The sequence below is a fragment of the Alloalcanivorax sp. genome, from assembly GCF_964221125.1.
GTDB classification, from domain to species: Bacteria; Pseudomonadota; Gammaproteobacteria; order Pseudomonadales; family Alcanivoracaceae; genus Alloalcanivorax; species Alloalcanivorax venustensis.
In genome coordinates, this window is sequence record NZ_CAXPXK010000093.1 from 1 (window position 1) to 21,599 (window position 21,599).

Consider the following 21,599-nt stretch of genomic DNA (forward strand, 5'->3'; position numbering starts at 1 on the left):
GCTGGGCTTCCACGGTTTCCCGGCTGATGCGCAGATTGCGGCGGTCCGCCTGCAGCGTCAGGTAGGCGTTCGCCACCTCCGACACCAGCGTGATGTGGGCGCTGCGGCGCGCCTCCTCGGTGGCCAGGTACTGCTGCAGCGCGGACTGCTTGAGGCTGCGCAGGCGGCCGAACAGGTCCACCTCGTAGGCGGCCACGCCCAGGCCCACGCTGTACTGGGTCTGGATCTCGCTGTCGCCGGTCTGGCTCAGGTCCGCCGGCAGGCGCTGGCGGCTGCCTTCGCCGTCCACGGACAGCTCCGGGTACAGCGCCGCGCCCTCGATGCGGTATTGGGCGCGCGCCTCGGCCACGTCCAGCAGCGCCAGGCGCAGGTCCCGGTTGTTGCTCAGCGCGGTGCGGATCAGCTGCTGCAGCTGCGGGTCCTGGAACAGGGCTTCCCAGCCCGGCAGCACCAGTTCCTCGGCGATCCGCTGATTGTCGCCGGCGGTGGCCGGCACCGGCGACTCCGGCTGCTGGTAGTCCGGCGCCAGGGTGCAGCCGGCCACGGCCAGGGTGGCGAACAGCGCGGTCAGGGCTTTGCGGTTCATTCTCGCACCTCTTTCTTGCCGGTCAGCGGCACGCCGGACAATTTGCGCACCACCACGTAGAACAGCGGGATAAAGAAGATCGCCAGCACCGTGGCGGCGGTGATGCCGCCGAACACGCCGGTACCGATGGCGTTACGCGCGCCGGAGCCGGCGCCGCTGCTCAGCATCAACGGCGTCACACCGAGGCCGAACGCCAGCGACGTCATCAGAATCGGACGCAGCCGCATGCGGGTCGCCTCCAGGGTGGCGTCCAGCAGGGCGCGGCCCTGGTCCTCCAGATCCTTGGCGAATTCCGCGATCAGAATCGCGTTCTTCGCCGACAGGCCGATGGTGGTCAGCAGCCCCACCTGGAAGAACACGTCGTTTTCCAGCCCGCGCAGGGTGGCGCCGAGTACCGCGCCGATAATGCCCAGCGGCACCACCAGCATCACCGCGAACGGAATCGACCAGCTTTCATAGAGCGCCGCCAGGCTCAGGAACACCACCAGCAGCGACAGCGCGTACAGCAGCGGCGCCTGGTTGCCGGACTGGCGCTCCTGGAACGACAGCCCGGTCCATTCGTAGCCGATGCCCGCCGGCAGGTCCGCCGCCAGCGATTCCATCGCCGCCATGGCGTCACCGGTACTGTAGCCGGCCGCCGCGTTGCCTTGGATGTTCATCGACGACAGGCCGTTGTAGCGCTCCAGCTGCGGCGAGCCGTAAATCCACTCGCCGCTGGCGAAGGCCGAGAACGGCACCATTTCGCCGGTGTCGTTGCGCACGTACCAGTCGCCGATGTCCTCGGGCAGCATGCGGAAGGGCGCGTCGCCCTGCACATAGACCCGTTTCACCCGGCCCCGGTCGACGAAGTCGTTGACGTAGCTGGAGCCCCAGGCCACCGCCAGGGTGTTGTTGATCTGCGACAGCGAGATGCCCATCGCCTGCGCTTCCGCGCGGTCCACGTTGAGCTTGTACTGGGGCGTATCCGCCAGGCCGTTGTGGCGCACGCCGGTCAACGCCGGGTGCTGATTGGCGGCCGCCAGCAGCTGGTCGCGGGCCTCGGACAGCGCCTCGTGGCCCAGCCCGGATTGATCCTGCAACTGGAAGTTAAAGCCGTCGGAGGTGCCCAGCGCCGGAATCGACGGCGGGTTGAGGGCGAAGATCACCGCCTCGCGAATCGTCGAGAAGTAGCCCATGGCGCGCTGCACCACATGCTGCACGCCGTCCTCGGAGAGGTCCCGTTCCGACCAGTCCTTCAGGCGCACGAAGGCGATGCCCGAGTTCTGGCCCCGGCCGGCGAAGCTGAAGCCGGCCACGGTGAAGATCGATTCCACCGCGCCCTGTTCCTCATTGAGGAAGTAGTTCTCCATCTTCTTCAGCACTTCGATGGTCTGCCCCTGGGTGGAACCCACCGGCAGCTGCACCTGGGTCAGCATGATGCCCTGGTCTTCCTCGGGCAGGAACGCCGAGGGCAGGCGCATGAAGGCGAACGCCAGCACGCCGACAATCGCCACGTAGATCAGCAGGTAGCGGCCACGGCGGCCGAGAATCTTCTCCACCTTGCCCTGGTAGCCGCGGCTGGCGCGGTCGAAGTTGCGGTTGAACCAGCCGAAGAAGCCCTTGGTTTTCTGATGGTCGGCGTGGATCGGCTTGAGCATGGTGGCGCACAGCGCCGGCGTCAGGATCAACGCCACCAGCACCGACAGCACCATGGCGGAGACAATGGTGATCGAGAACTGGCGGTAAATGGCGCCGGTGGAGCCGGGGAAGAACGCCATGGGAATAAACACCGCCGACAGCACCAGGGCGATGCCCACCAGCGCGCCGGTGATCTGGCCCATGGATTTGCGCGTCGCTTCCCGTGGCGAGAGGCCGTCCTCCACCATTACCCGTTCCACGTTCTCCACCACCACGATGGCGTCGTCCACCAACAGGCCGATGGCCAGCACCATGCCGAACATGGTCAGGGTGTTCACCGTGAAGCCGAACGCCAGCAGAATCGCGAAGGTGCCCAGCAACACCACCGGCACCGCGATGGTGGGAATCAGCGTGGCGCGGAAATTCTGCAGGAACAGGAACATCACCAGGAACACCAGGGCGATGCCTTCAAACAGGGTTTTCACCACCTCCATGATCGAGATTTCCACGAACGGGGTGGTGTCGTAGGGGTAGGAGACCTCGATGTTGTCCGGGAACAGCGGGCGCAGCTCTTCCAGCTTGGCGCGCACCGCCTCGGCGGTGTCCAGGGCGTTGGCGCCGGTCGCCAGGTTGATACCCAGGCCCGCCGCCGGCGAACCGTTGAAGCGGCCCTGCACCTGATAGTTTTCCGAACCCAGCTCGACCCGGGCCACGTCACCCAGCAGCACCCGCGAGCCGTCGTCGTTGACGCGCAGCAGAATCTGCTTGAACTCGTCCGGGTCCTCCAGCCGCGTTTGCGCGATGATCGAGGCGTTCAGCTGCTGGCCTTCCACCGCCGGGGCGCCGCCCAGCTGGCCGCCGGCCACCTGGTTGTTCTGCGCTTCCACCGCGGCGATCACATCCGCCGGGGTCAGGTTGTACTGGTTCAGGTCGTCCGGGTTCAGCCAGATGCGCATCGCGTACTGCGAGCCGAACAGCTGGATCTGGCCCACGCCCTGCACCCGGCTCATCGGGTCCTGCACATTGGCGGCGACGAAGTCGGCCAGGTCCGAACGGCTCATGGAGCCGTCCTTGGAGTTGAACGCCATCACCATCAGGAACGAGTCCGAGGACTTGGTCACCTGCACACCCTGTTGCTGCACTTCCTGCGGCAGCAGCGGGGTGGCCAGCTGCAGCTTGTTCTGCACCTGCACCTGGGCGATGTCCGGGTTGGTGCCCGGCGCGAAGGTGATCGCGATCTGGGCGTTGCCCGCCGAATCACTGGTGGAGGTGATGTACAGCAGGTTGTCGATGCCGTTCATCTGCTGCTCGATCACCTGGGTGACCGAGTCTTCCACCACCTTCGCCGACGCCCCCGGGTAGGTGGCCTCGATGGTCACTTCCGGCGGCGCCACGGTGGGGTACTGCTCCACCGGCAGGTTGTAGATCGAAAGCACCCCGGCGAGCATCATCACGATGGCGATCACCCAGGCGAAAATCGGTCTGTCGATAAAAAAGCGTGCCATGATAATCCCCGATTACTGGTTGTCGCCGCCACCCGACTGGGTGCCACTGGAGGCCGGGTTCTCGCCGTCGAGCCCTTCCTGCTGCTCTTTCTGCTTCTGCTCCGGCGGGGTTTCGCCTTTCTCCATTTGCGGGCCGGCTTCGACGTCTTCCTCGTCCACCTTCACCGGCTTCACTGTCATGCCCGGCTGGACTTTCTGCAGGCCTTCCACGATTAACCGGTCGCCGCCGTTCAGGCCTTCGGCGATCAGCCAGCGGTTGCCCACGGCGCGTTCGGTGGTCACGTTGCGCCGCTCCACCTGGTCGTTGTCGTTGATCACCATGGCGGTGGCCTGGCCGGTGGAATCCCGGGCGATGCCTTTCTGCGGCACCAGAATCGCCTCGCTGCGCTCGCCCTCGGGCAGCTTGGCGCGCACGAACATGCCCGGCAGCAGGTCGCCGTCCGGGTTGGGGAACAGGGCCCGCAGGGTCACCGAGCCGGTGCTTTCTTCCACCGCGTATTCGGAGAACTGCAGCACGCCTTCTTCCTGATACTCGCTGCCGTCTTCCATCAGCAGGGTGACCCGCGCTTCGTCCTCGCCGACTTTTTCCAGCTCGCCGTTTTCCAGCGCCTGGCGCAGACGGCGCAGCTCACGGGCGGACTGGGTCAGGTCCACGTAAATCGGGTCCAGCTGACGGATGGTCGCCAGGGATTGCGCCTGGTTGGCGGTCACCAGCGCCCCGGCGGTCACCGTGGAACGGCCGATGCGGCCGCTGATCGGTGCTTCCAGGGTGGTGTAGTCCAGGTTGGTGCGGGCGCTGCTCAGCGCCGCCCGGGCCGAGGCCACCTGGGCCTGGTTCTCGCCCAGCGCCGCTTCCGCCTCGTCATACTCCTGCTGACTCACCGCTTTCATATCCAGCAGCTTCTCGAACCGCTGGGCGCGCAGCCGGGTGGACTTCAGGGTCGCCTGGGCGCGCGCCAGCTCGGCCCGGGCGCTTTCCACGTCCGCCTGGTAGAGGCTGTCGTCGATGCGGTAGAGCGGCGCGCCTTTTTCCACCAGCTGGCCTTCCTCGAACAGCCGCTCTTCGATGATGCCGTTGACCTGCGGGCGCACCTCGGCCACCTGGTGCGGGGTGGTGCGGCCGGGCAACTCGCTGGTGATGGTGAACGGCTCCGGTTCAACGGTGATAAAGCCGGCTTCCGGCGGCGGTTGTTCGCCACCCGCCTGGTCGTCGCCGCCGCAGGCCGCGAGGGCGAGACTGAGAAATAAGGCAATCGGTAAAGCAACCGGAGCTGTGCGCATGGGAACCTCGGTTTTTCTATTAAAAGCGGATGGAAAAACAGCTTGGGAGTATACATACATTCAGAAACGTATGTATAGTGAATAAAGCATGAATCCTTAGCCACGAACGACCCAGGAGCAGCCGATGGCCAGGCGCACCAAGGCGGAAGCCCTCGAAACCCGCGAGCAAATCATCGATGCCGCCGAGCGCGTGTTTCACGAGAAAGGGGTGTCCCGCTCGTCCCTGAGTGACATCGCCGAGGAGGCGGGCGTCACCCGTGGTGCGATCTACTGGCATTTCAAGAACAAGCACGATGTCTTCGTCGCCATGACCGAACGGCACCGTCTGCCCATGGAATCCCTCTCCCAACAGGCGGAAAGCCCGGACGAGACCGACCCGCTGGGCAAGCTCCGCGAGCTGCTGGTTTACGTGCTCCACGATACCGTGCGAGATCCGTGCCGGAAACGCGTGTTTGAAATTATCTTCCACAAATGCGAGTTCACCGCCAAGACCGACCCGCTCATGGCCCGCCAGCAGGAAACCTACATGGACGGCTCGGACAAGATCCGCCGCACCCTCAATAACGCCATCGCCCAGGGCCAGCTGCCCGACACCCTCAACATCGAGCGTGCCATCACCATGTTGCACGTGCAGATGACCGGCATGCTCTACACCTGGCTGCTGATCCCCGACTCCTTCGACCTGGAAGCCGAAGCCGAGCACTTCGTCGACTGCTACCTCGGCAGCCTGCGCGAATGCCCCTCCCTGTCCGGTCAGTAATTTCGGAACATCGTTCCGAAAAATTTGACGCGACCATCCGGTCATGCCACATTTCGGGGCCGATTCGAATGCCAGAATAAACACGAGATAACCTCGAGGAGAGCCCCCCGATGTTGCCCCTTTCCGACCGGGCCCAGGCCCTGTATGACCAGCTTGTCGCCTTCATGGACGCCCATGTGTACCCCGCCGAGGCCGTCTACGCCGAACAGCACGGCAACAGCGACGACCGCTGGACCCCGCCGCCGATCATCAAGGAACTGAAGAACAAGGCCAAAGCCGAAGGGCTCTGGAACCTGTTCCTGCCGGAAAGCGAGCACGGCGCCGGCCTCAGCAACTACGACTACGCCCACCTGTGTGAAGTGATGGGCCGCAGCGCCATCGCCCCGCAAATCTTCAACTGCGCGGCGCCGGACACCGGCAACATGGAAGTGCTGGCCCGCTACGGCACCCCGGAACAGCAGGAACAGTGGCTCAAGCCGCTGCTCAACGGCGAAATCCGCTCCTGCTTCTCGATGACCGAACCGGCGGTGGCCTCGTCCGACGCCACCAACATCTGCACCGAGATCAAGCGTGACGGCGACGACTACGTGATCAACGGCCGCAAATGGTGGTCCTCCGGCGCCATGTCCAGCGAGTGCAAGATCGCCATCGTGATGGGCAAGAGCGACCCGGACGCGCCGCGCCACCAGCAGCAGTCACAGATTCTGGTACCGCTGGACACCCCCGGCGTGAAGATCGAGCGCGCCCTGCACGTGTTCGGCTACGACCACGCCCCCAAGGGCCACGCGGAAATCACCTTCACCGACGTGCGGGTGCCGGCCAGCAACCTGATTCTCGGCGAAGGCCGCGGCTTCGAAATCGCCCAGGGCCGCCTGGGCCCGGGCCGTATCCACCACTGCATGCGCTCCATCGGCGTCGCCGAGCGCGCCCTGGAAGCCATGTGCAAGCGGGTGGAAGAGCGCGAAGCGTTCGGCCGCAAGCTGTCCCAGTTCGACTCGATCCGCAAGAACATCGCCCGCTCGCGCCTGGAGATCGAGCAGGCCCGGCTGATGACCCTGAAAGCGGCGCACATGATGGACACCGTCGGCAACAAGGTGGCCCGCCAGGAAATCGCCATGATCAAAGTGATCGCCCCGGAAATGGCCGCCAACGTGGTCGACCGCGCCATTCAGGTGCACGGCGCCCTGGGCGTCTGCCAGGACACCTTCCTGGCCAGCGCCTGGGCCAACCTGCGCACCCTGCGGCTGGCCGACGGCCCCGACGAAGTGCATCTGGACTCCATCGCCAAGCTGGAACTGGGCCGCTACCGATAAATCAGCCGCAAGCTACAAGCCGCAAGCTACAAGCCGGCACGGGGCCGCTTGCAGCTTGTAGCTTGAGGCTTGCAGCCCTCCGAAGGAGAAACACATGAGCAAGCTCTTCGATCTGAAAGGCAAGGTCGCCCTGATCACCGGCTCCACCAAAGGCATCGGCAAGGCCATCGCCGAGGAAATGGCCGCCGCCGGCGCCAGGGTGGTGATCTCCAGCCGCAAGCCGGAGCCCTGCCATGAGGTCTGCGAGGCGATCAAGGCCGCCGGCGGCGAGGCCATCGCCGTGCCCTGCAACGTGGGCAAGAAAGACGACCTGATGAACCTGGTCGACGAAACCCTGGCCGCCTTCGGCCGTATCGATATTCTGGTCTGCAACGCCGCCACCAACCCGGTCTACGGCCCCACCTCCGAGCTCACCGACGAGGCCTGGGACAAGATCATGGACACCAACGCCAAGGGCACCTTCTGGCTGTGCAACCGGGTGCTGCCGGAGATGGACAAGAACGGCGGCGGCAACGTGATTATTATTTCCAGCATCGCCGGCCTGCGCGGCAACGCCACCATCGGCACCTACGGCGTCTCCAAGGCCGCCGAAGCGGCCCTGGCGCGCAACCTGGCGGTGGAGTGGGGCCCGCGCAACATCCGCGTCAACAGCATCGCCCCCGGCCTGGTGCGCACCGACTTCGCCAAGGCGCTCACCGAGGACCCGGTGCGCCGCCAGCGTGCCGAAGAGCGCACCCCGGTGCGGCGCATCGGCGAGCCGGTGGACATCGCCGGCGTGGCGCTGTTCCTGGCCAGCCCGGCCAGCGCCTACGTCACCGGGCAGACCATCGTCGCCGACGGCGGCGAAACCATTTGTTAGCGACCGGCGTTATGGAACAGCTCTTGTGGGAGCGGGCCCGGCCCGCGAAAGGCCGGTAACGCCGGCCGGCAGGATACCAGAGGCTTTATAAAGCGGATTACCAACAAGGTCTCTGGAATCCTGCCGGGTGGCTTCGCCACCCTTTCGCGAGCAGGCTCGCTCCCACAGCGGCGCCGCGAACGTGATTCGAGGAAGAGTTATGGAAGGTCAACCGGAAATCGTCCCTGTGCTGGAGGCGCACCGCCTGGATGAGGGCCGTCTCGCCGAGTATCTGGAGCAGCAGAACCTGCTCGACGGCGCGCTCAAGGTGCGCCAGTTCCAGGGCGGGCAATCCAACCCCACCTACTTGCTGCAGAGCGGCGACCGCCAGTACGTGCTGCGCAAGAAGCCGCCCGGCAAGGTGCTGCCGTCCGCCCACCAGGTGGACCGGGAATACCGCGTCATGAAGGCGCTCGGCGAGCACAGCGAGGTGCCGGTGCCGGCCATGCACCTGCTGTGCGAAGACGATGACGTGATCGGCACCAGCTTCTACGTGATGGATTTCGTGCCCGGCCGGGTGTTCACCCAGCCGCAGCTGGAAGCCCTGCCTAAGGACCAGCGCGCCGACCTCTACAACGACAAGATCGACACCCTGGCCAAGCTGCACAGCGTCGACTACCAGGCCGCCGGCCTGGGCGATTTCGGCAAGCCCAAGGGCTACGTGGAGCGCCAGGTGAAACGCTGGAGCGCCCAGTACGAAGCCTCCAAGACCGATGAAATGCCGGCCATGGATAACCTGATGGCGTGGCTGGCGGACAATATTCCCCAGGATGACAGCGCCGCCATCGCCCATGGCGACTTCCGCCTCGGCAATCTGTTGGTGGATAACCGCACCCCTGACGTGGTGGCGGTGCTTGACTGGGAACTGGCCACCATCGGTCACCCGCTCGCCGACCTGGCCTATTGCTGCCTGCCGTACCACATGCCCCACGGCGTGAACGGCGTGCGCGGCCTCGACGGCCTGGATCTGCGCGCCCGCGGCATCCCCGACGAGCAGAGCCTGCTGCAGCGTTACTGCGAAGGCGCCAACCGCGATGGCATCAACGACTGGCCGGTGTTTCTGGCCTTTGCGTTGTTCCGTTCCGCGGCTATTCTGCAAGGCGTTTACGCCCGCGCCCTGCAAGGCAACGCCAGCAACCGCAACGCCCTGGAAGTGGGCAAGCGGGCCGGGCTGATCGCCGAGCGCGGCTGGCAAATCGCACGCACACATAAATGACAGTGAACAGTGAACAGTGAACAGTTAAAAGTTGGGCGGCTCCGTGGCACGGCTACAGCGACGGAGCCGCCCCGCTATTCACTATTAACTGTTAACTATTAACTTTTTTTGGGGTTTATATGAGGCCGTTTGGCAGGATTTTGTTGACCAATGATGACGGCATCGACGCGCCGGGCCTGAAGGTCGCCGAGGACATCGCCGCGCAGCTCGCCGAGGAAGTCTGGGTGGTGGCGCCGGAGCACGACCAGAGCGGGGTGGGGCAGGGCATTTCGCTGCACACGCCGCTGCGCGTCTACCACCACGGCGAGCGGCGCTTCGCGGTGTCCGGCACGCCGGCGGACTGCGTGATGTTCGCCATGGCGGAATGGTTCGAGGAGGAGGCGCCGGATCTGGTGCTCTCCGGCGTCAACTGCGGCGCCAACCTGAGCGATTCGGTGATGTATTCGGGCACCGTCGGCGCGGTGCTCGCCGCCGCCCACCTGGGCCTGCCGGGCATCGCCCTGAGCCAGGCGTTCGTCGACCGCGCCGCCATCGATTACGCGCCCACCACCCGCTACGCCGCCGGTCTGATCCGCGAGCTGTGGCAGGCCGGCGCCGACCGGGACGGCTACCAGCGCGCCTGCTGGAACATCAACTTCCCGGACCTGCCGGTGGCCGAGCTGCGCGGCAGCCGTTTCACCCGGCAGATCGGCGGCGGCATCGCCGGGCCGCGCCTGGTGCACGGCACCGACGGCCGCGGGCTGGCCTACCACTGGCTGTCGTTCGAGCGCCGTCCGTCCAGCATCGACCACCCGCAATCCGACGTGGTCGCCCTGCGCGATGGGCACATCTCGGTGATGCCCCTGCAGCCCACCCGCTGCGATGACGCGCTGGCGGATGAATGCTTCCAGCAAGGCGACCGGCCTTTGCCCGGATAGCGTAAGGTCGAGGCACCTTGTAGGAGCGGGCCCTGCCCGCGAAAGGGTGGCGAAGCCACCCGGCAGGATTCCAGAGACCCCCGGAATGCGAAACCATATTCCAAAATAGTATTGACGCCCCAGGGGCGCCATGTCAGATTGACCGCTTGGTCAACTTCAGTACTGGTTCTGTATCCGCGTTAACAAAAGCGCGGGTCAGGGTCCGGTACTGTCCGCGTCTCCGCGGGCCTTACAACAATCCAAACGGCCGGCACCGGTTTTCCGGTGCCGGCCGTCGATATAGAAAATATATAGGGAGAGCACAGGCATGTTTGATCGGCATTTTGCCGTCTGGCCGGAGGGGCTGCCTCACCAGCTCAAGCTTCCGGAAACCAGCCTTTACAGCAACCTCGAAATTTCCGCGCTGCGCTACCCGGATGAGAACGCGATCATCTACTACGATGCGCCCATCACCTACCGGGAACTCAAGCAGCAGGTGGACGCCCTGGCCGGCGAACTGAAGCACCTGGGCGTGGAAAAAGGCGACCGGGTGATGCTGTTCATGCAGAACGCACCGCAGTTCATCATCGGTTACTACGCCATTCTGCGCGCCAACGCCATTGTCGTGCCGATCAACCCGATGAACCGCAGCGCCGAGCTCGAGCACTACCTGCAGGACACCCAGGCCTCCGTGTGCATCTGCAGCCAGGAAGTGTTCCCGCACATCGAGCCGCTGATCGGCCATGAGCGTCTGCGCCATGTGATCGTCGCCGCCTACAGCGACTACATTCACCCGCAGACCGACCTCGACCTGCCCGCCGAGGTGGCCGCCCCGGCGCAGCCGCTCTCCACCGCCGGCACCATCGCCTGGGGCGACGCCCTGGGCGCCGGTCACCAGCCCGGTGAACTGCTGGTGGGCCCGGACGATCTGGCCGTGTTCCCCTACAGCTCCGGCACCACCGGCGCGCCCAAGGGCTGCATGCACACCCATCGCTCGGTGATGGCCACCTGCGTGCACGGCGCCGCCTGGCGCTCCGGCGGCGGCCGCGAGGGCGTGACCCTGTCCACGCTGCCGTATTTCCACGTCACCGGCATGCAGGGCGCCATGAACGGCCCCATTTTCGTGGGCTCCTGCATCGTGCTGATGACCCGCTGGGACCGCCGCACCGCGGCCAAGCTGATCGAGCGCTACCGGGTCACCAGCTGGACCAACATCGTCACCATGGCCATCGATCTGCTTTCCGACCCGGACGTGGAAAGCTTCGACCTCTCCAGCCTCGAGAACATCGGCGGCGGCGGGGCGGCCATGCCCGAAGCGGTGTCCGATAAGCTGTTCAAGCTTACCGGTCTGCGTTACATCGAAGGGTACGGCCTGTCCGAAACCATCGCCGCTACCCATATCAACCCCTCCGAAAAACCCAAAAAGCAGTGTCTGGGCATTCCGGTCTTTGACGTGGATTCACGGGTGATCGACGTGGACACCGGCAAGGAAATGGGCGTCGGCGAAGTGGGCGAGATCATCTCCCGCGGGCCGCAGATCTTCCAGGGTTACTGGAACCGCCCCTTGGAAACCCAGAAAGCCTTCATCGAAATCGACGGCGAACGTTTCTTCCGCACCGGCGACATGGGCTACTACGACGAAGAGGGCTACTTCTTCATCGTCGACCGGGTGAAACGCATGATCAATGCGTCCGGTTTTAAAGTTTGGCCCGCCGAGGTCGAAAGTCTTATGTACCGGCATCCCGCGATCCAGGAAAGCTGTGTCATCTCCGCCCCCCACGAGCGCCGCGGTGAAACCGTGAAAGCCTGTGTGGTGCTGGCCGCCGACCACAAGGGCAAGGTCAGCGAAGACGAGATCATCGCCTGGTGCAAGGAACAGATGGCCGCCTACAAGGTGCCTCAGATCGTCGAGTTCCGCGATGAGCTGCCGCGCTCGCCCACCGGCAAGGTGATGTGGCGCGCGATGCAGGAAGAGGAATGGGCTGACCAGCAACAACAAGCCTGACAATTCCAAAAACCCAAAAAAGCTGAAACAACTTCCCGCAGTTCGAACGACGCGGATGGGACCTCGCCGCTCGCTGGGAGGTTGTTTCTCAAATAACACGAACAGGAGGCTCAGCCTTGGACGCGTTTCTTCAGCAAGCGCTTAATGGCCTCACCCTGGGCAGCATCTACGGCCTCGTGGCCCTGGGTCTGACCCTGGTGTACGGCATTTTGCACGTTCCCAACTTTGCCCACGGTGCTCTCTACATGGTGGGCGCCTACATCAGTTACTACATCATGGTGGATCTGGGGCTCAACTACTGGATCGCCATGCTCGGCGCCGGCCTCTTCGTGGCCGTGCTGTCGGTGCTCTGTGAGCGTCTCGTCTTCCACCCGCTGCGGCACGCGCCGCCGATCCACGACAAGATCGCCGCCATCGGCATCCTGTTGTTCCTGGAAGCGGTGGTGCAGATGCACTGGGGTTCCGATTTCCGCCGCATGCCGACCCCGTACACCGGCATTCTGGAATTCGGCGGCCTGGTGCTGCCGGCCCAGCGGCTGCTGATCATTGTCGGCGCCTTCTCGATCATGGGCGCGCTGCACCTGTACCTAAAGAAGACCATGACCGGCTCCACCATCATCGCCATGGCGCAGAACCGGGAAGGCGCCTTCCTGGTAGGCATCGACGCCAACCGCGTGGCCATGATGACCTTCGCCATCGCCGGTTTCCTGGCGGCGGTGGGCGCCAGCCTGTTCGCGCCGATCAACCTGGTGTACCCGGCCATGGGCCACCTGGTGATCATGAAGGCCTTCGTGATCATTATTCTCGGCGGCATGGGCAGCATCCCCGGCGCCATCGTCGGCGGTCTGATCATCGGCTTCGCCGAAGCGCTGGGCGGCTACTACGTCTCCAGCACCTATAAGGATCTGATTGCCTTTGTTCTGCTGGTGGTGATTCTCTCCATCAAGCCCACCGGCCTGTTCACCAAGGGGGTGCGCTAATGGATCGCATTGCCAACTTCTTCGCCAGCCCGGCCATGAAAGTGGTGCTGTTGGCGTTCGCCCTGATTTTCCCGCTGATCGCGGGCAGCGAATACCAGATCTACGTGATGGCTCTGGCCTTTATCTGGGCCATCGCCGTGTACGGCCTGAACATCATCACCGGCTTCTGCGGCCAGTTGAACCTGGCCCACGGCGGCTTCTTCGCCATCGGCGCTTATGTGGTGGCGATCCTCACCGTGGATCACGGCTGGGCGTTCTGGCCCGCCTTTATCGCCTCCGGCGTGTTCTCGGCGGTGTTCGGTTTCCTGGTGGGCATCGTGTCCCTGCGTCTCAAGGAACACTACTTCGCCATCTTTACCCTGTGCGTGGGCTTCATCATCTACCTGCTGCTGGATAAGTGGGAAGCGCTCACCCACGGCTCCCTGGGCATCATCAACATCGCCCCGCCGGAAGGCTTCGGGTTGATCGACTTCACCGAAACCGTGCCGTTCTACTATCTGGTGCTGTTCTTCCTGGTGCTGGCGATCGTGCTGGTGAGCCGTATTTCCAGCTCGCTGGTGGGCCGCACCTTCCTGGCCATCCGTATCAGTGACGACCTGGCCCAGTCCCTGGGCATCAACCTGATGCGCAACAAGGTACTGGCGTTCGTGCTCTCCACCGTCTACGCCGGTCTCGCCGGTGGTCTGTACGCCGGTGTGGTGCGCTTTATCGGCCCGGCGGAAGCCGAGGTGGTACACACCTTCGACATCATCACCTACCTGCTGGTGGGCGGTATCGGCACGCTGATGGGCCCGCTGGTGGGCACCATGGCGATCACCTGGCTGACCCAGGCGGTGCAGTCGTTCGAGGAGTACCGGATGATCGTCTTCGGTCCCATGCTGGTACTGCTGGTGATCTTCATGCCCAAGGGCGTGGTCGGCACCTTCCTGACCTGGCGCGGCCGCCGTCTGGCGAGCAAAGCGCCGGCCAAAGAAGGCCAGACCCGTGTCGGCGACAGCGCCACTTCGTCCAAGGAGGCCAGCGACAATGCTTAAGATCAATAATCTCACCAAGCGCTTCGGCGGCCTGGCCGCGGTCAACGACGTGAGCGTGGAATTCGCCGCCGGCCAGATCAATGCGATCATCGGCCCCAACGGCGCCGGCAAGACCACCTTCTTCAACCTGGTGGCCGGCGCCATGCCGCCCACCTCCGGCAGCATCGAGTTCAACGGCATGGACGTCACCGGCATGGCGCCGGACCGCATTGCCCGTCTCGGTATCGCGCGGACCTTCCAGACCACCAAGCTGTTCGAGCAGTCCACGGTGCTGGACAACCTGATCGTCGGCCACCGGCTGCGTACCCAATCGCGGCTCTGGGACGTGATCATCAACTCCAAGCGGCTGCGCGACGAAGAGAAGAAGTGCCGGGCGAAAGCCGCCGAGGTGCTGGACTTCGTCGGTCTCAGCCACATCGGCCACCGCTACATCGCCGACACCACCCAGGAAGAGCGCAAGCGGGTGGCGTTCGCGCTGGCCATGGCCACCGATCCGGAACTGGTGCTGCTCGACGAGCCCGCCGGCGGCATCAACCCGGAAGAGACCGAAAACCTGGCGGCGCTGATCCGCAAAATGGTCGACCACGGCATCACCGTGTGCCTGATCGAGCACAAAATGGACATGATCATGAGCCTGGCCGACAAGATCATGGTGTTGGACCACGGCGAGAAGATCGCCGAAGGCACGCCGGAACAGATCAAGACCAATCCGGTGGTCATCGAAGCTTATCTGGGGAGTGAAGAAGATGTTGAAGCTTGAGAACGTGGACGCCAAGTACGACAGCTTCAAGGCCCTGGACGGCGTTTCCATGAGCGTGGAGCAGGGCGAGCTGGTGGTGCTGCTGGGCGCCAACGGCGCCGGCAAGAGCACCCTGTTCAACACCATCAGCGGTTTGCTCAAGGCGTCCGCCGGCAAGATCAGCCTGAACGGCGAGGACGTGACCGGCCGCAAACCCTCCGCGCTGGTGCAGGCCGGCGTGGTGCAGTGCCCGGAAGGCCGCAAGCTGTTTCCCGAAATGTCAGTGCTGAAAAATCTCTGGCTGGGGGGCTACGTACACCGCCGTGATAAGGCGGGTATGAAAAAAACCCTTGAGCATGTCCTTGCAATGTTCCCCATTTTAGACGAGAAAAAGGATCAGCCCGCCGGTTCCCTGAGTGGCGGTCAGCAGCAGATGGTGGCGATCGGCCGCGCCCTGATGGGCCGTCCCAAGCTGCTGCTGCTGGATGAGCCGTCGCTGGGTCTGGCGCCGCTGGTGGTCAAGCAGGTGTTCGAAGCCGTGCAGACCATCAACAAGGAAGGCACCTCGGTGCTGCTGGCGGAGCAGAACGCGTTCGCGGCACTGAAAATCGCGACCCGAGCCTACGTGATGGAGAACGGCCGTCTGGTGATGGAAGGCGACCGCGACGCCATGCTGGGTAACGAAGAAGTACGCAAAGCTTACATCGGCGCCTGAGGGCGCCGTGCAACACACTTAATTTCCGACCACATCCCAAACAATAAAGAAAGGGAGAGAAAGAGCATGAAAGTATTGAAATCCTTCCGTCGCCTGGCCGCCGCCAGCGCCGTAGCCCTCGCCATCGGTGGCGCGGCCCATGCCGACGAAGTGAACATCGGCTTCACCGGCCCGCTCAGCGGCGGTGCCGCCCTGTACGGTGAGAACACCCTGGAAGGCCTGCGCATGGCCGCCGAGGAAATCAACGCCGCCGGCGGCATCACCGTCGATGGCGAAGAGTACACCATCAACATCCAGTCCCTGGACGACAAGTACTCGCCCAGCCAGGCGGCCGTGAACGGCAAGCGTCTGGTGCAGCAGTACAACGCGCCGGTGATCTTCACCCCGCACTCCGGCGGCACCTTCGCTCTGCAGGCGTTCAACGAGCGTGACGGCTTCCTGGTGATGTCCTACACCTCCGTGCCGGCGGTGACCTCCAAGGGCAACAAACTGACCGTGAAGATTCCGCCCAACTTCACCGACTACATCGAGCCGTTCTCGCGCATCACCATGGACCGCTTCGGCAAAAAACTGGGTGTCGCCAACGCCACCCACGACTACGCCAAGTACTGGACCAAGGAATTCGTGCCGGTATGGCGTGAGCTGGGCGGCGAAGTCGCGGCCATGAACCCGATGGACTACAACAAGTCCGCGGACTTCTACACCGGCGTCAGCAAGGTGCTGTCCGAGGATCCCGACGTCATGTTCGTCGGCGGTGCCTCCGAGCCCACCGGCCTGGTGGTGCGTCAGGCCCGCGAACTGGGCTTCAAGGGCGGCTTCATCCTGATGGACCAGGCCAAGATGGACGAAGTGGCCAAGGTATCCGGCGGCATCAAGTCCCTGGAAGGCTCCGTGGGCGTGGTACCCCTGGACAAGTACGAGAACGAAGGCGCCAAGCTATTCCTCGAGAAGTGGCAGAAAGAGCACAACGGCGTGGCCACGTCTGAAACCGCGTACAACTACTTCGCCATGTACCTGATCGCCCAGGCGATGCAGGAAGCCGGCACCGTGGACGACGCCAAGGCGATCCGCGCGGCCATCGCGTCCGCCATGGAGAAAGTGTCCGTGGAACATAACCCCTACGACGTGGACGGCATCGACGAAGCCGGCAACCTGGGCGCCGACCCGCAGATCGCCGAAGTGGTCGACGGCGAAGTGGTGTTGCGCAAGTTGTCCGAAATCACCGAGTAAACGCCGCGCCTCACACTGTGAAGCAAAACCATAAAAGGGCACCATCAGGGTGCCCTTTTATGGTTATAGAGAGCTGTGCGAGCGGGCCCTGCCCGCGAAAGGGTGGCTTTAGCCACCCGGCAGGATACCAGAGACGCTGTTTGTGCCGCCGTTAAGCGTCTCTGGTATCCCGCCGGCAAGCGGAGCTTGCCTTTCGCGGGCAAGGCCCGCTCCCACAAGGTCCGCTCCCATAGGGTGTAGCCAACAACAGAGTTGGTCCGCTAGATAAAACCTAATTCCGAAATAATTGATAATGGCCCGGATTTTCTTATACTGAAGCGTCCGGGAGAGAACCGTTTCCACGGGATGCGCGGCGCCGTCGCGGCCCCTCCGGCCGCCGCACCGCGGGTCCCCCGCTGAAGGAGGAATCATGAGCGAGGTAGTGAGCTACCGTCTTGAAGGCGACATCGGTGTTATCGGCGTCGACTATCCGCCGGTCAACGCCCTGGGTCAGGGTGTGCGCGAAGGGCTGGTCAACTGCCTGCGCCAGGGCCTGGAAGACGACCAGGCCAAAGCCCTGGTGGTGATCGGCGAAGGCCGCACCTTCCCCGCCGGCGCCGACATCCGTGAATTCGGCAAGCCGCCCGCCGGGCCCGCCCTGCCGGACGTGATCAGCGAATACGAAAGCAGCGACAAGCTGGTGATCGCCGCCATCCACGGCACCGCCCTGGGCGGCGGCCTGGAAGTGGCCCTGGGCTGCGACTACCGCGTCGCCCTGGAATCCGCCAAGGTCGGTCTGCCGGAAGTGAAGCTGGGGCTGCTGCCCGGCGCCGGCGGCACCCAGCGTCTGCCCCGTCTGGTCGGCGCCAAGGCCGCCCTGGACATGATCGTCGGCGGCAACCCGGTGAAAGCCAAGGACGCCTTCAAGGTCGGCATCGTCGACGAAGTGGTCGGCGGTGATCTGCTCGAAGGCGCGCTCGCTTACGCCCGCAAGCTGGTGGCCGACAACGCCCCGCTGCGCAAGATCCGCGACCTGGACGTGAAGAAGGAAGACGCGGACCTGTTCACCAACTACGAGAAGTCCATCGCCCGCAAACAGCGCGGCTTCAAAGCGCCGTTCCATTGCATCAAAGCGGTCCAGGCCGCCGTGGAACTGCCCTTCGACGAAGGCATGAAGCGCGAGCGCGAGCTGTTCGCCGAGCTGCTGGTGAGCCCCGAGTCCCGCGCCCAGCGCCACGTCTTCTTCGCCGAGCGCGAAGTGGCCAAGGTACCGGGCCTGCCCAAGGACACCGCCAAGCGTGACGTGAAAAGCGCCGCCATCATCGGCGCCGGCACCATGGGCGGCGGCATCGCCATGAACTTCGCCAACGCCGGCATCCCGGTGAAGATTCTCGAGGTGAAGGAAGACGCCCTGGAACGCGGCATCGCCGTGATCCGCAAGAACTACGAGAACACCGCCAAGAAAGGCCGCATCACCCAGGAACAGGTGGAGCAGCGCATGGCGCTGATCCAGCCCACGCTCAGCTACGACGACCTCGGCGACGTGGACCTGGTGATCGAAGCGGTGTTCGAGAACATGGACGTCAAGAAAGCCGTGTTCAGCGAGCTGGACCGGGTCTGCAAGCCCGGCGCCATCCTCGCCACCAACACCTCCACCCTGGACGTGAACCGCATCGCCTCCTTCACCCAGCGTCCCGAGGACGTGGTGGGCATGCACTTCTTCAGCCCCGCCAACGTCATGAAGCTGCTGGAAAACGTGCGCGGCGAGAAAACCTCCGACGAGGTGGTCGCCACCGTCATGGACCTGAGCCGCCGCATCGGCAAGGTCGGCGTGCTGGTGGGCGTATGCCACGGCTTCGTCGGCAACCGCATGCTGCACAAGCGTCAGGCGGAAGCGGTACAGCTGGTCAACGAAGGCGCCAACCCGGCGCAGGTGGACAAAGTGCTGTTCGACCTGGGCTTCCCGATGGGCCCGTTCGCCATGTCCGACCTGGCCGGCATGGATGTGGGCTACCGCATCCGCGAAGAGCTGCGCAAGGAAGACCCGGACAACGCGCCGCCGCGCAACTGGACCGACGATCTGGTGGAGCAGGGCCGTCTCGGTCAGAAGACCCAGGCCGGCGTGTTCGACTACAAGGAAGGCGACCGCACCCCGGTGCCTTCATCCGAAGTCGACGCCTTGATCGCTAAATTCCGCGAAGAGAACGGCATCCAGTCCCGGGACATCTCCGACCAGGAAATCCTCGAGCGCTGCATGTACATCATGGTCAACGAGGGCGCCAAGATCCTGGAAGAGGGCATTGCCGCCCGCCCGCTGGACGTGGACGTGATCTGGATCTACGGCTACGGCTTCCCGGTGTACCGCGGTGGCGTCCTGTTCTGGGCCGATTCCGTGGGCCTCAAGACCATTTACGACAAGGTGAGCCAGATTCACCAGGAAACCGGCTCCGACACCTGGAAGCCGGCCGCGCTGCTGGAAAAACTGGCTAAAGAAGGCAAGGGCTTCTACAGCTGAACGCGAAGCCCCTAAGCCGCCTAAGACACAGAGGTTATTATGGACATTAATTACACCGCCGAAGAGCGCGCCTTCCGTGACGAAGTGCGTACCTTCCTGAACGAAAAGCTGCCCAAGGACATTTCCAGCAAGGTGAAAGAGCACAAGCGCCTTGGCAAGGAAGACACCATCCGCTGGCAGAAAATTCTCAACGAGCAGGGCTGGTTGGCCCTGCACTGGCCGAAAGAGTACGGCGGCACCGGCTGGAGCCCGATCCAGAAGCACATCTTCGAAGAAGAGTGCGCGGAAGCCGGCGCCCCCACCGTGCTGCCGTTCGGCGTCAACATGGTCGCCCCGGTGATCATCAAGTTCGGCACCCAGGAGCAGAAGGACTACTACCTGCCGCGCATCCTGCGCAGCGACGACTGGTGGTGTCAGGGTTACTCCGAGCCGGGCGCCGGTTCCGACCTGGCCGGCCTGAAAACCCGCGCCGTGCGCGACGGTGACCACTACATCGTCAACGGCCAGAAGACCTGGACCACCCTGGGCCAGCACGCCAACATGATTTTCTGCCTGGTGCGCACCGACCCGGACGCCAAGAAACAGGAAGGCATTTCCTTCCTGCTCATCGACATGGAGAAAAGCGAAGGCATCACCGTGCGTCCGCTGATCACCCTGGACGGCGAGCATGAAGTCAACGAAGTGTTCTTCGACGACGTCAAAGTGCCGGTGGAAAACCTGGTCGGCGAAGAAAACAAAGGCTGGACCTGCGCCAAGTACCTGCTCACCTTCGAGCGTACCGGCATTGCCGGCGTGGGCAGCTCCAAGGCCGCCCTGGCGCACCTTAAGCAGGTGGCCCGCGAGCAGCAGGTCAACGGCAAGCCGCTGATCGAAGAGCCGCACTTCCGCAGCCGCCTGGCGGACGTGGAAATGGAGCTGATGTCCCTGGAAATGACCAACCTGCGCACCGTGGCCGCCGCCGAAGCCGGTGGTGTACCGGGCGCGGAAAGCTCCTTCCTGAAGATCATGGGCACCGAGCTGCGCCAGGAGATCACCGATCTGTTCCGCCGCGCCGCCGGCCCGCACGCGCTGCCGTTCCTGCCGGAACAGCTGGCCGGTGATTTCGACGGCGAGACCGTCGGCCCCGAGTTCGCCGGGTCCGTGGCCAGCCGTTACTTCAACTTCCGCAAGCTCTCCATTTTCGGGGGCTCCAACGAAATTCAGAAGAACATCATCTCCAAGATGATTCTCGGTCTGTAAGGAGACGAACATGGATTTCAAATTCAGCGACGAGCAGCGCATGCTCGAAGAGACCGTGGGTCGTCTGGTCCGTGACAGCTACACCTTCGACGCCCGCAACAAGGCACTGGAATCAGAGCACGGCTTCAGCACCGACACCTGGACCCAGTTCGCCGAACTGGGCCTGCTGGGCGTGCCGTTCTCCGAAGAGGCCGGCGGCTTCAACGGCGGCGGCCCGGAACTGAGGGTGGTGGCCGAAGGCTTCGGCCGCGGCCTGGTGGTGGAACCCTACCTGGCCACCGTGGTGCTGTCCGGCGTGCTGATCGACAAGCTCGGCAACGACGCCCAGAAAGAGCAGTACCTGCCGGCCATCATCGGCGGTGAGACCCGCTTCGCCCTGGCCAACTACGAAACCAAGGGTCGCTACGACCACCGTTTCGTGGAAACCAGCGCCAAGAAAGACGGCGACGGCTACGTGATCAACGGCGAGAAAGCCGTGGTCCTGCACGGTGACAGCGCCGACCAGCTGGTGGTGATCGCCCGCACCGGCGGCAGCGGCAACGACAAAGACGGCCTCAGCGCCTTCATCGTCGACGCCGGCGCTGACGGCGTCAGCCGCCGCGGCTACCCGACCATCGACGGCCTGCACGCCGCCGACATCACCTTCAAGGACGTGAAAGTCGGCGCCGACGCGCTGCTCGGCGACGAAGGCAAGGCCCTCGACGCCCTGGAAGCGACTCTGGACCTGGCGCTGATCACCCTGTGCGCGGAAGCCTCCGGCGCCATGGAAGTGGCCTGCGACCAGACCCTGGACTACATCAAGGAACGCCAGCAGTTCGGCGTGCCGATCGGTAAGTTCCAGGCCCTGCAGCACCGCATGGTGGAAATGCGCATGGAGCTGGAAAAAGTACGTTCCATCACCATGCTCGCCGCCTGCAGCCTCGACGTGGAGCCGCAACTGCGCAAAAAGCGCATCTCCGCCGCCAAGGCCCAGGTCGGCAAATCCGGCCGCAAGGTCGCCGAGGAAGCGATCCAGCTGTTCGGCGGCATGGGCATGATGGAAGAGACCCCGGTCTCCCATTACGCCAAGCGTATCGTCATGATCGACCACT

17 protein-coding genes are annotated in these 21,599 nt (G+C 64.1%); 14 read left to right on the forward strand and 3 right to left on the reverse strand.

Annotated features, from left to right (window positions below):
• From ACEQZD_RS10975 to ACEQZD_RS10985, 3 genes are all read right to left on the reverse strand, one after another.
• On the reverse strand, window positions 1-586 hold a 586-nt coding region (locus ACEQZD_RS10975), incomplete at its 3' end, for a TolC family protein (RefSeq protein WP_370185425.1).
• Entirely contained in the window at window positions 583-3,708 is a 3,126-nt protein-coding gene (locus tag ACEQZD_RS10980; RefSeq protein WP_142948359.1) for an efflux RND transporter permease subunit, read from the reverse strand. The genes ACEQZD_RS10975 and ACEQZD_RS10980, both read right to left, overlap by 4 nt.
• 12 nt (window positions 3,709-3,720) lie before the next feature.
• Window positions 3,721-4,989 carry an efflux RND transporter periplasmic adaptor subunit gene (locus tag ACEQZD_RS10985; protein WP_370185427.1) on the reverse strand — a complete coding sequence of 423 codons (1,269 nt, stop codon included), beginning with the start codon at window positions 4,987-4,989 and terminating at the stop codon, window positions 3,721-3,723.
• 124 nt (window positions 4,990-5,113) lie between these two features.
• On the opposite strand from ACEQZD_RS10985, the gene ACEQZD_RS10990 reads away from it, so the two are divergent.
• The 14 genes from ACEQZD_RS10990 to ACEQZD_RS11055 all read left to right on the forward strand — a co-directional run.
• A complete protein-coding gene (locus ACEQZD_RS10990; protein ID WP_370185429.1) occupies window positions 5,114-5,749 on the forward strand; it encodes a TetR family transcriptional regulator in 636 nt (211 codons plus the stop codon).
• A gap of 110 nt (window positions 5,750-5,859) precedes the next feature.
• On the forward strand, window positions 5,860-7,062 hold the full coding sequence (locus ACEQZD_RS10995; protein WP_194855615.1) for an acyl-CoA dehydrogenase family protein: 1,203 nt from the start codon (window positions 5,860-5,862) through the stop codon (window positions 7,060-7,062).
• Between the two features lie 94 nt (window positions 7,063-7,156).
• Window positions 7,157-7,921: an SDR family NAD(P)-dependent oxidoreductase gene (locus ACEQZD_RS11000; RefSeq protein ID WP_370185431.1), complete on the forward strand. Its 765-nt coding sequence runs from the start codon at window positions 7,157-7,159 to the stop codon at window positions 7,919-7,921.
• A gap of 199 nt (window positions 7,922-8,120) precedes the next feature.
• A complete protein-coding gene (locus ACEQZD_RS11005) occupies window positions 8,121-9,176 on the forward strand; it encodes a phosphotransferase family protein (protein ID WP_370185433.1) in 1,056 nt (351 codons plus the stop codon).
• 143 nt (window positions 9,177-9,319) lie between these two features.
• Complete coding sequence (gene surE, locus ACEQZD_RS11010; protein ID WP_255442339.1) at window positions 9,320-10,093, forward strand: 5'/3'-nucleotidase SurE; 774 nt, start codon at window positions 9,320-9,322, stop codon at window positions 10,091-10,093.
• A gap of 307 nt (window positions 10,094-10,400) precedes the next feature.
• Window positions 10,401-12,077 (forward strand): long-chain fatty acid--CoA ligase, encoded by a 1,677-nt coding sequence (locus ACEQZD_RS11015; protein WP_370185435.1) that lies wholly within the window; start codon window positions 10,401-10,403, stop codon window positions 12,075-12,077.
• 116 nt (window positions 12,078-12,193) lie between these two features.
• Window positions 12,194-13,057, forward strand: a complete 864-nt coding sequence (locus ACEQZD_RS11020; RefSeq protein WP_142948366.1) for a branched-chain amino acid ABC transporter permease — start codon at window positions 12,194-12,196, stop codon at window positions 13,055-13,057.
• Complete coding sequence (locus ACEQZD_RS11025; protein WP_370185437.1) at window positions 13,057-14,091, forward strand: branched-chain amino acid ABC transporter permease; 1,035 nt, start codon at window positions 13,057-13,059, stop codon at window positions 14,089-14,091. The genes ACEQZD_RS11020 and ACEQZD_RS11025 overlap by 1 nt, the downstream gene beginning before the upstream one ends.
• Window positions 14,084-14,851: an ABC transporter ATP-binding protein gene (locus tag ACEQZD_RS11030; protein WP_142948368.1), complete on the forward strand. Its 768-nt coding sequence runs from the start codon at window positions 14,084-14,086 to the stop codon at window positions 14,849-14,851. The genes ACEQZD_RS11025 and ACEQZD_RS11030 overlap by 8 nt, the downstream gene beginning before the upstream one ends.
• The gene (locus ACEQZD_RS11035) at window positions 14,838-15,545 is read left to right on the forward strand and encodes an ABC transporter ATP-binding protein (RefSeq protein ID WP_142948369.1); all 708 of its coding nucleotides are present in this window, start codon (window positions 14,838-14,840) and stop codon (window positions 15,543-15,545) included. Before ACEQZD_RS11030 ends, ACEQZD_RS11035 begins: the two co-directional genes overlap by 14 nt.
• 66 nt (window positions 15,546-15,611) lie before the next feature.
• A complete protein-coding gene (locus ACEQZD_RS11040) occupies window positions 15,612-16,775 on the forward strand; it encodes an ABC transporter substrate-binding protein (RefSeq protein ID WP_142948370.1) in 1,164 nt (387 codons plus the stop codon).
• 409 nt (window positions 16,776-17,184) lie between these two features.
• The gene (locus ACEQZD_RS11045; RefSeq protein WP_142948371.1) at window positions 17,185-19,269 is read left to right on the forward strand and encodes a 3-hydroxyacyl-CoA dehydrogenase NAD-binding domain-containing protein; all 2,085 of its coding nucleotides are present in this window, start codon (window positions 17,185-17,187) and stop codon (window positions 19,267-19,269) included.
• 39 nt (window positions 19,270-19,308) lie between these two features.
• Complete coding sequence (locus ACEQZD_RS11050; RefSeq protein WP_142948372.1) at window positions 19,309-20,508, forward strand: acyl-CoA dehydrogenase family protein; 1,200 nt, start codon at window positions 19,309-19,311, stop codon at window positions 20,506-20,508.
• Window positions 20,509-20,518: 10 nt separating this feature from the next.
• Window positions 20,519-21,599: acyl-CoA dehydrogenase family protein (locus ACEQZD_RS11055; RefSeq protein WP_370185441.1), on the forward strand; the 1,081-nt coding region annotated here is incomplete at its 3' end.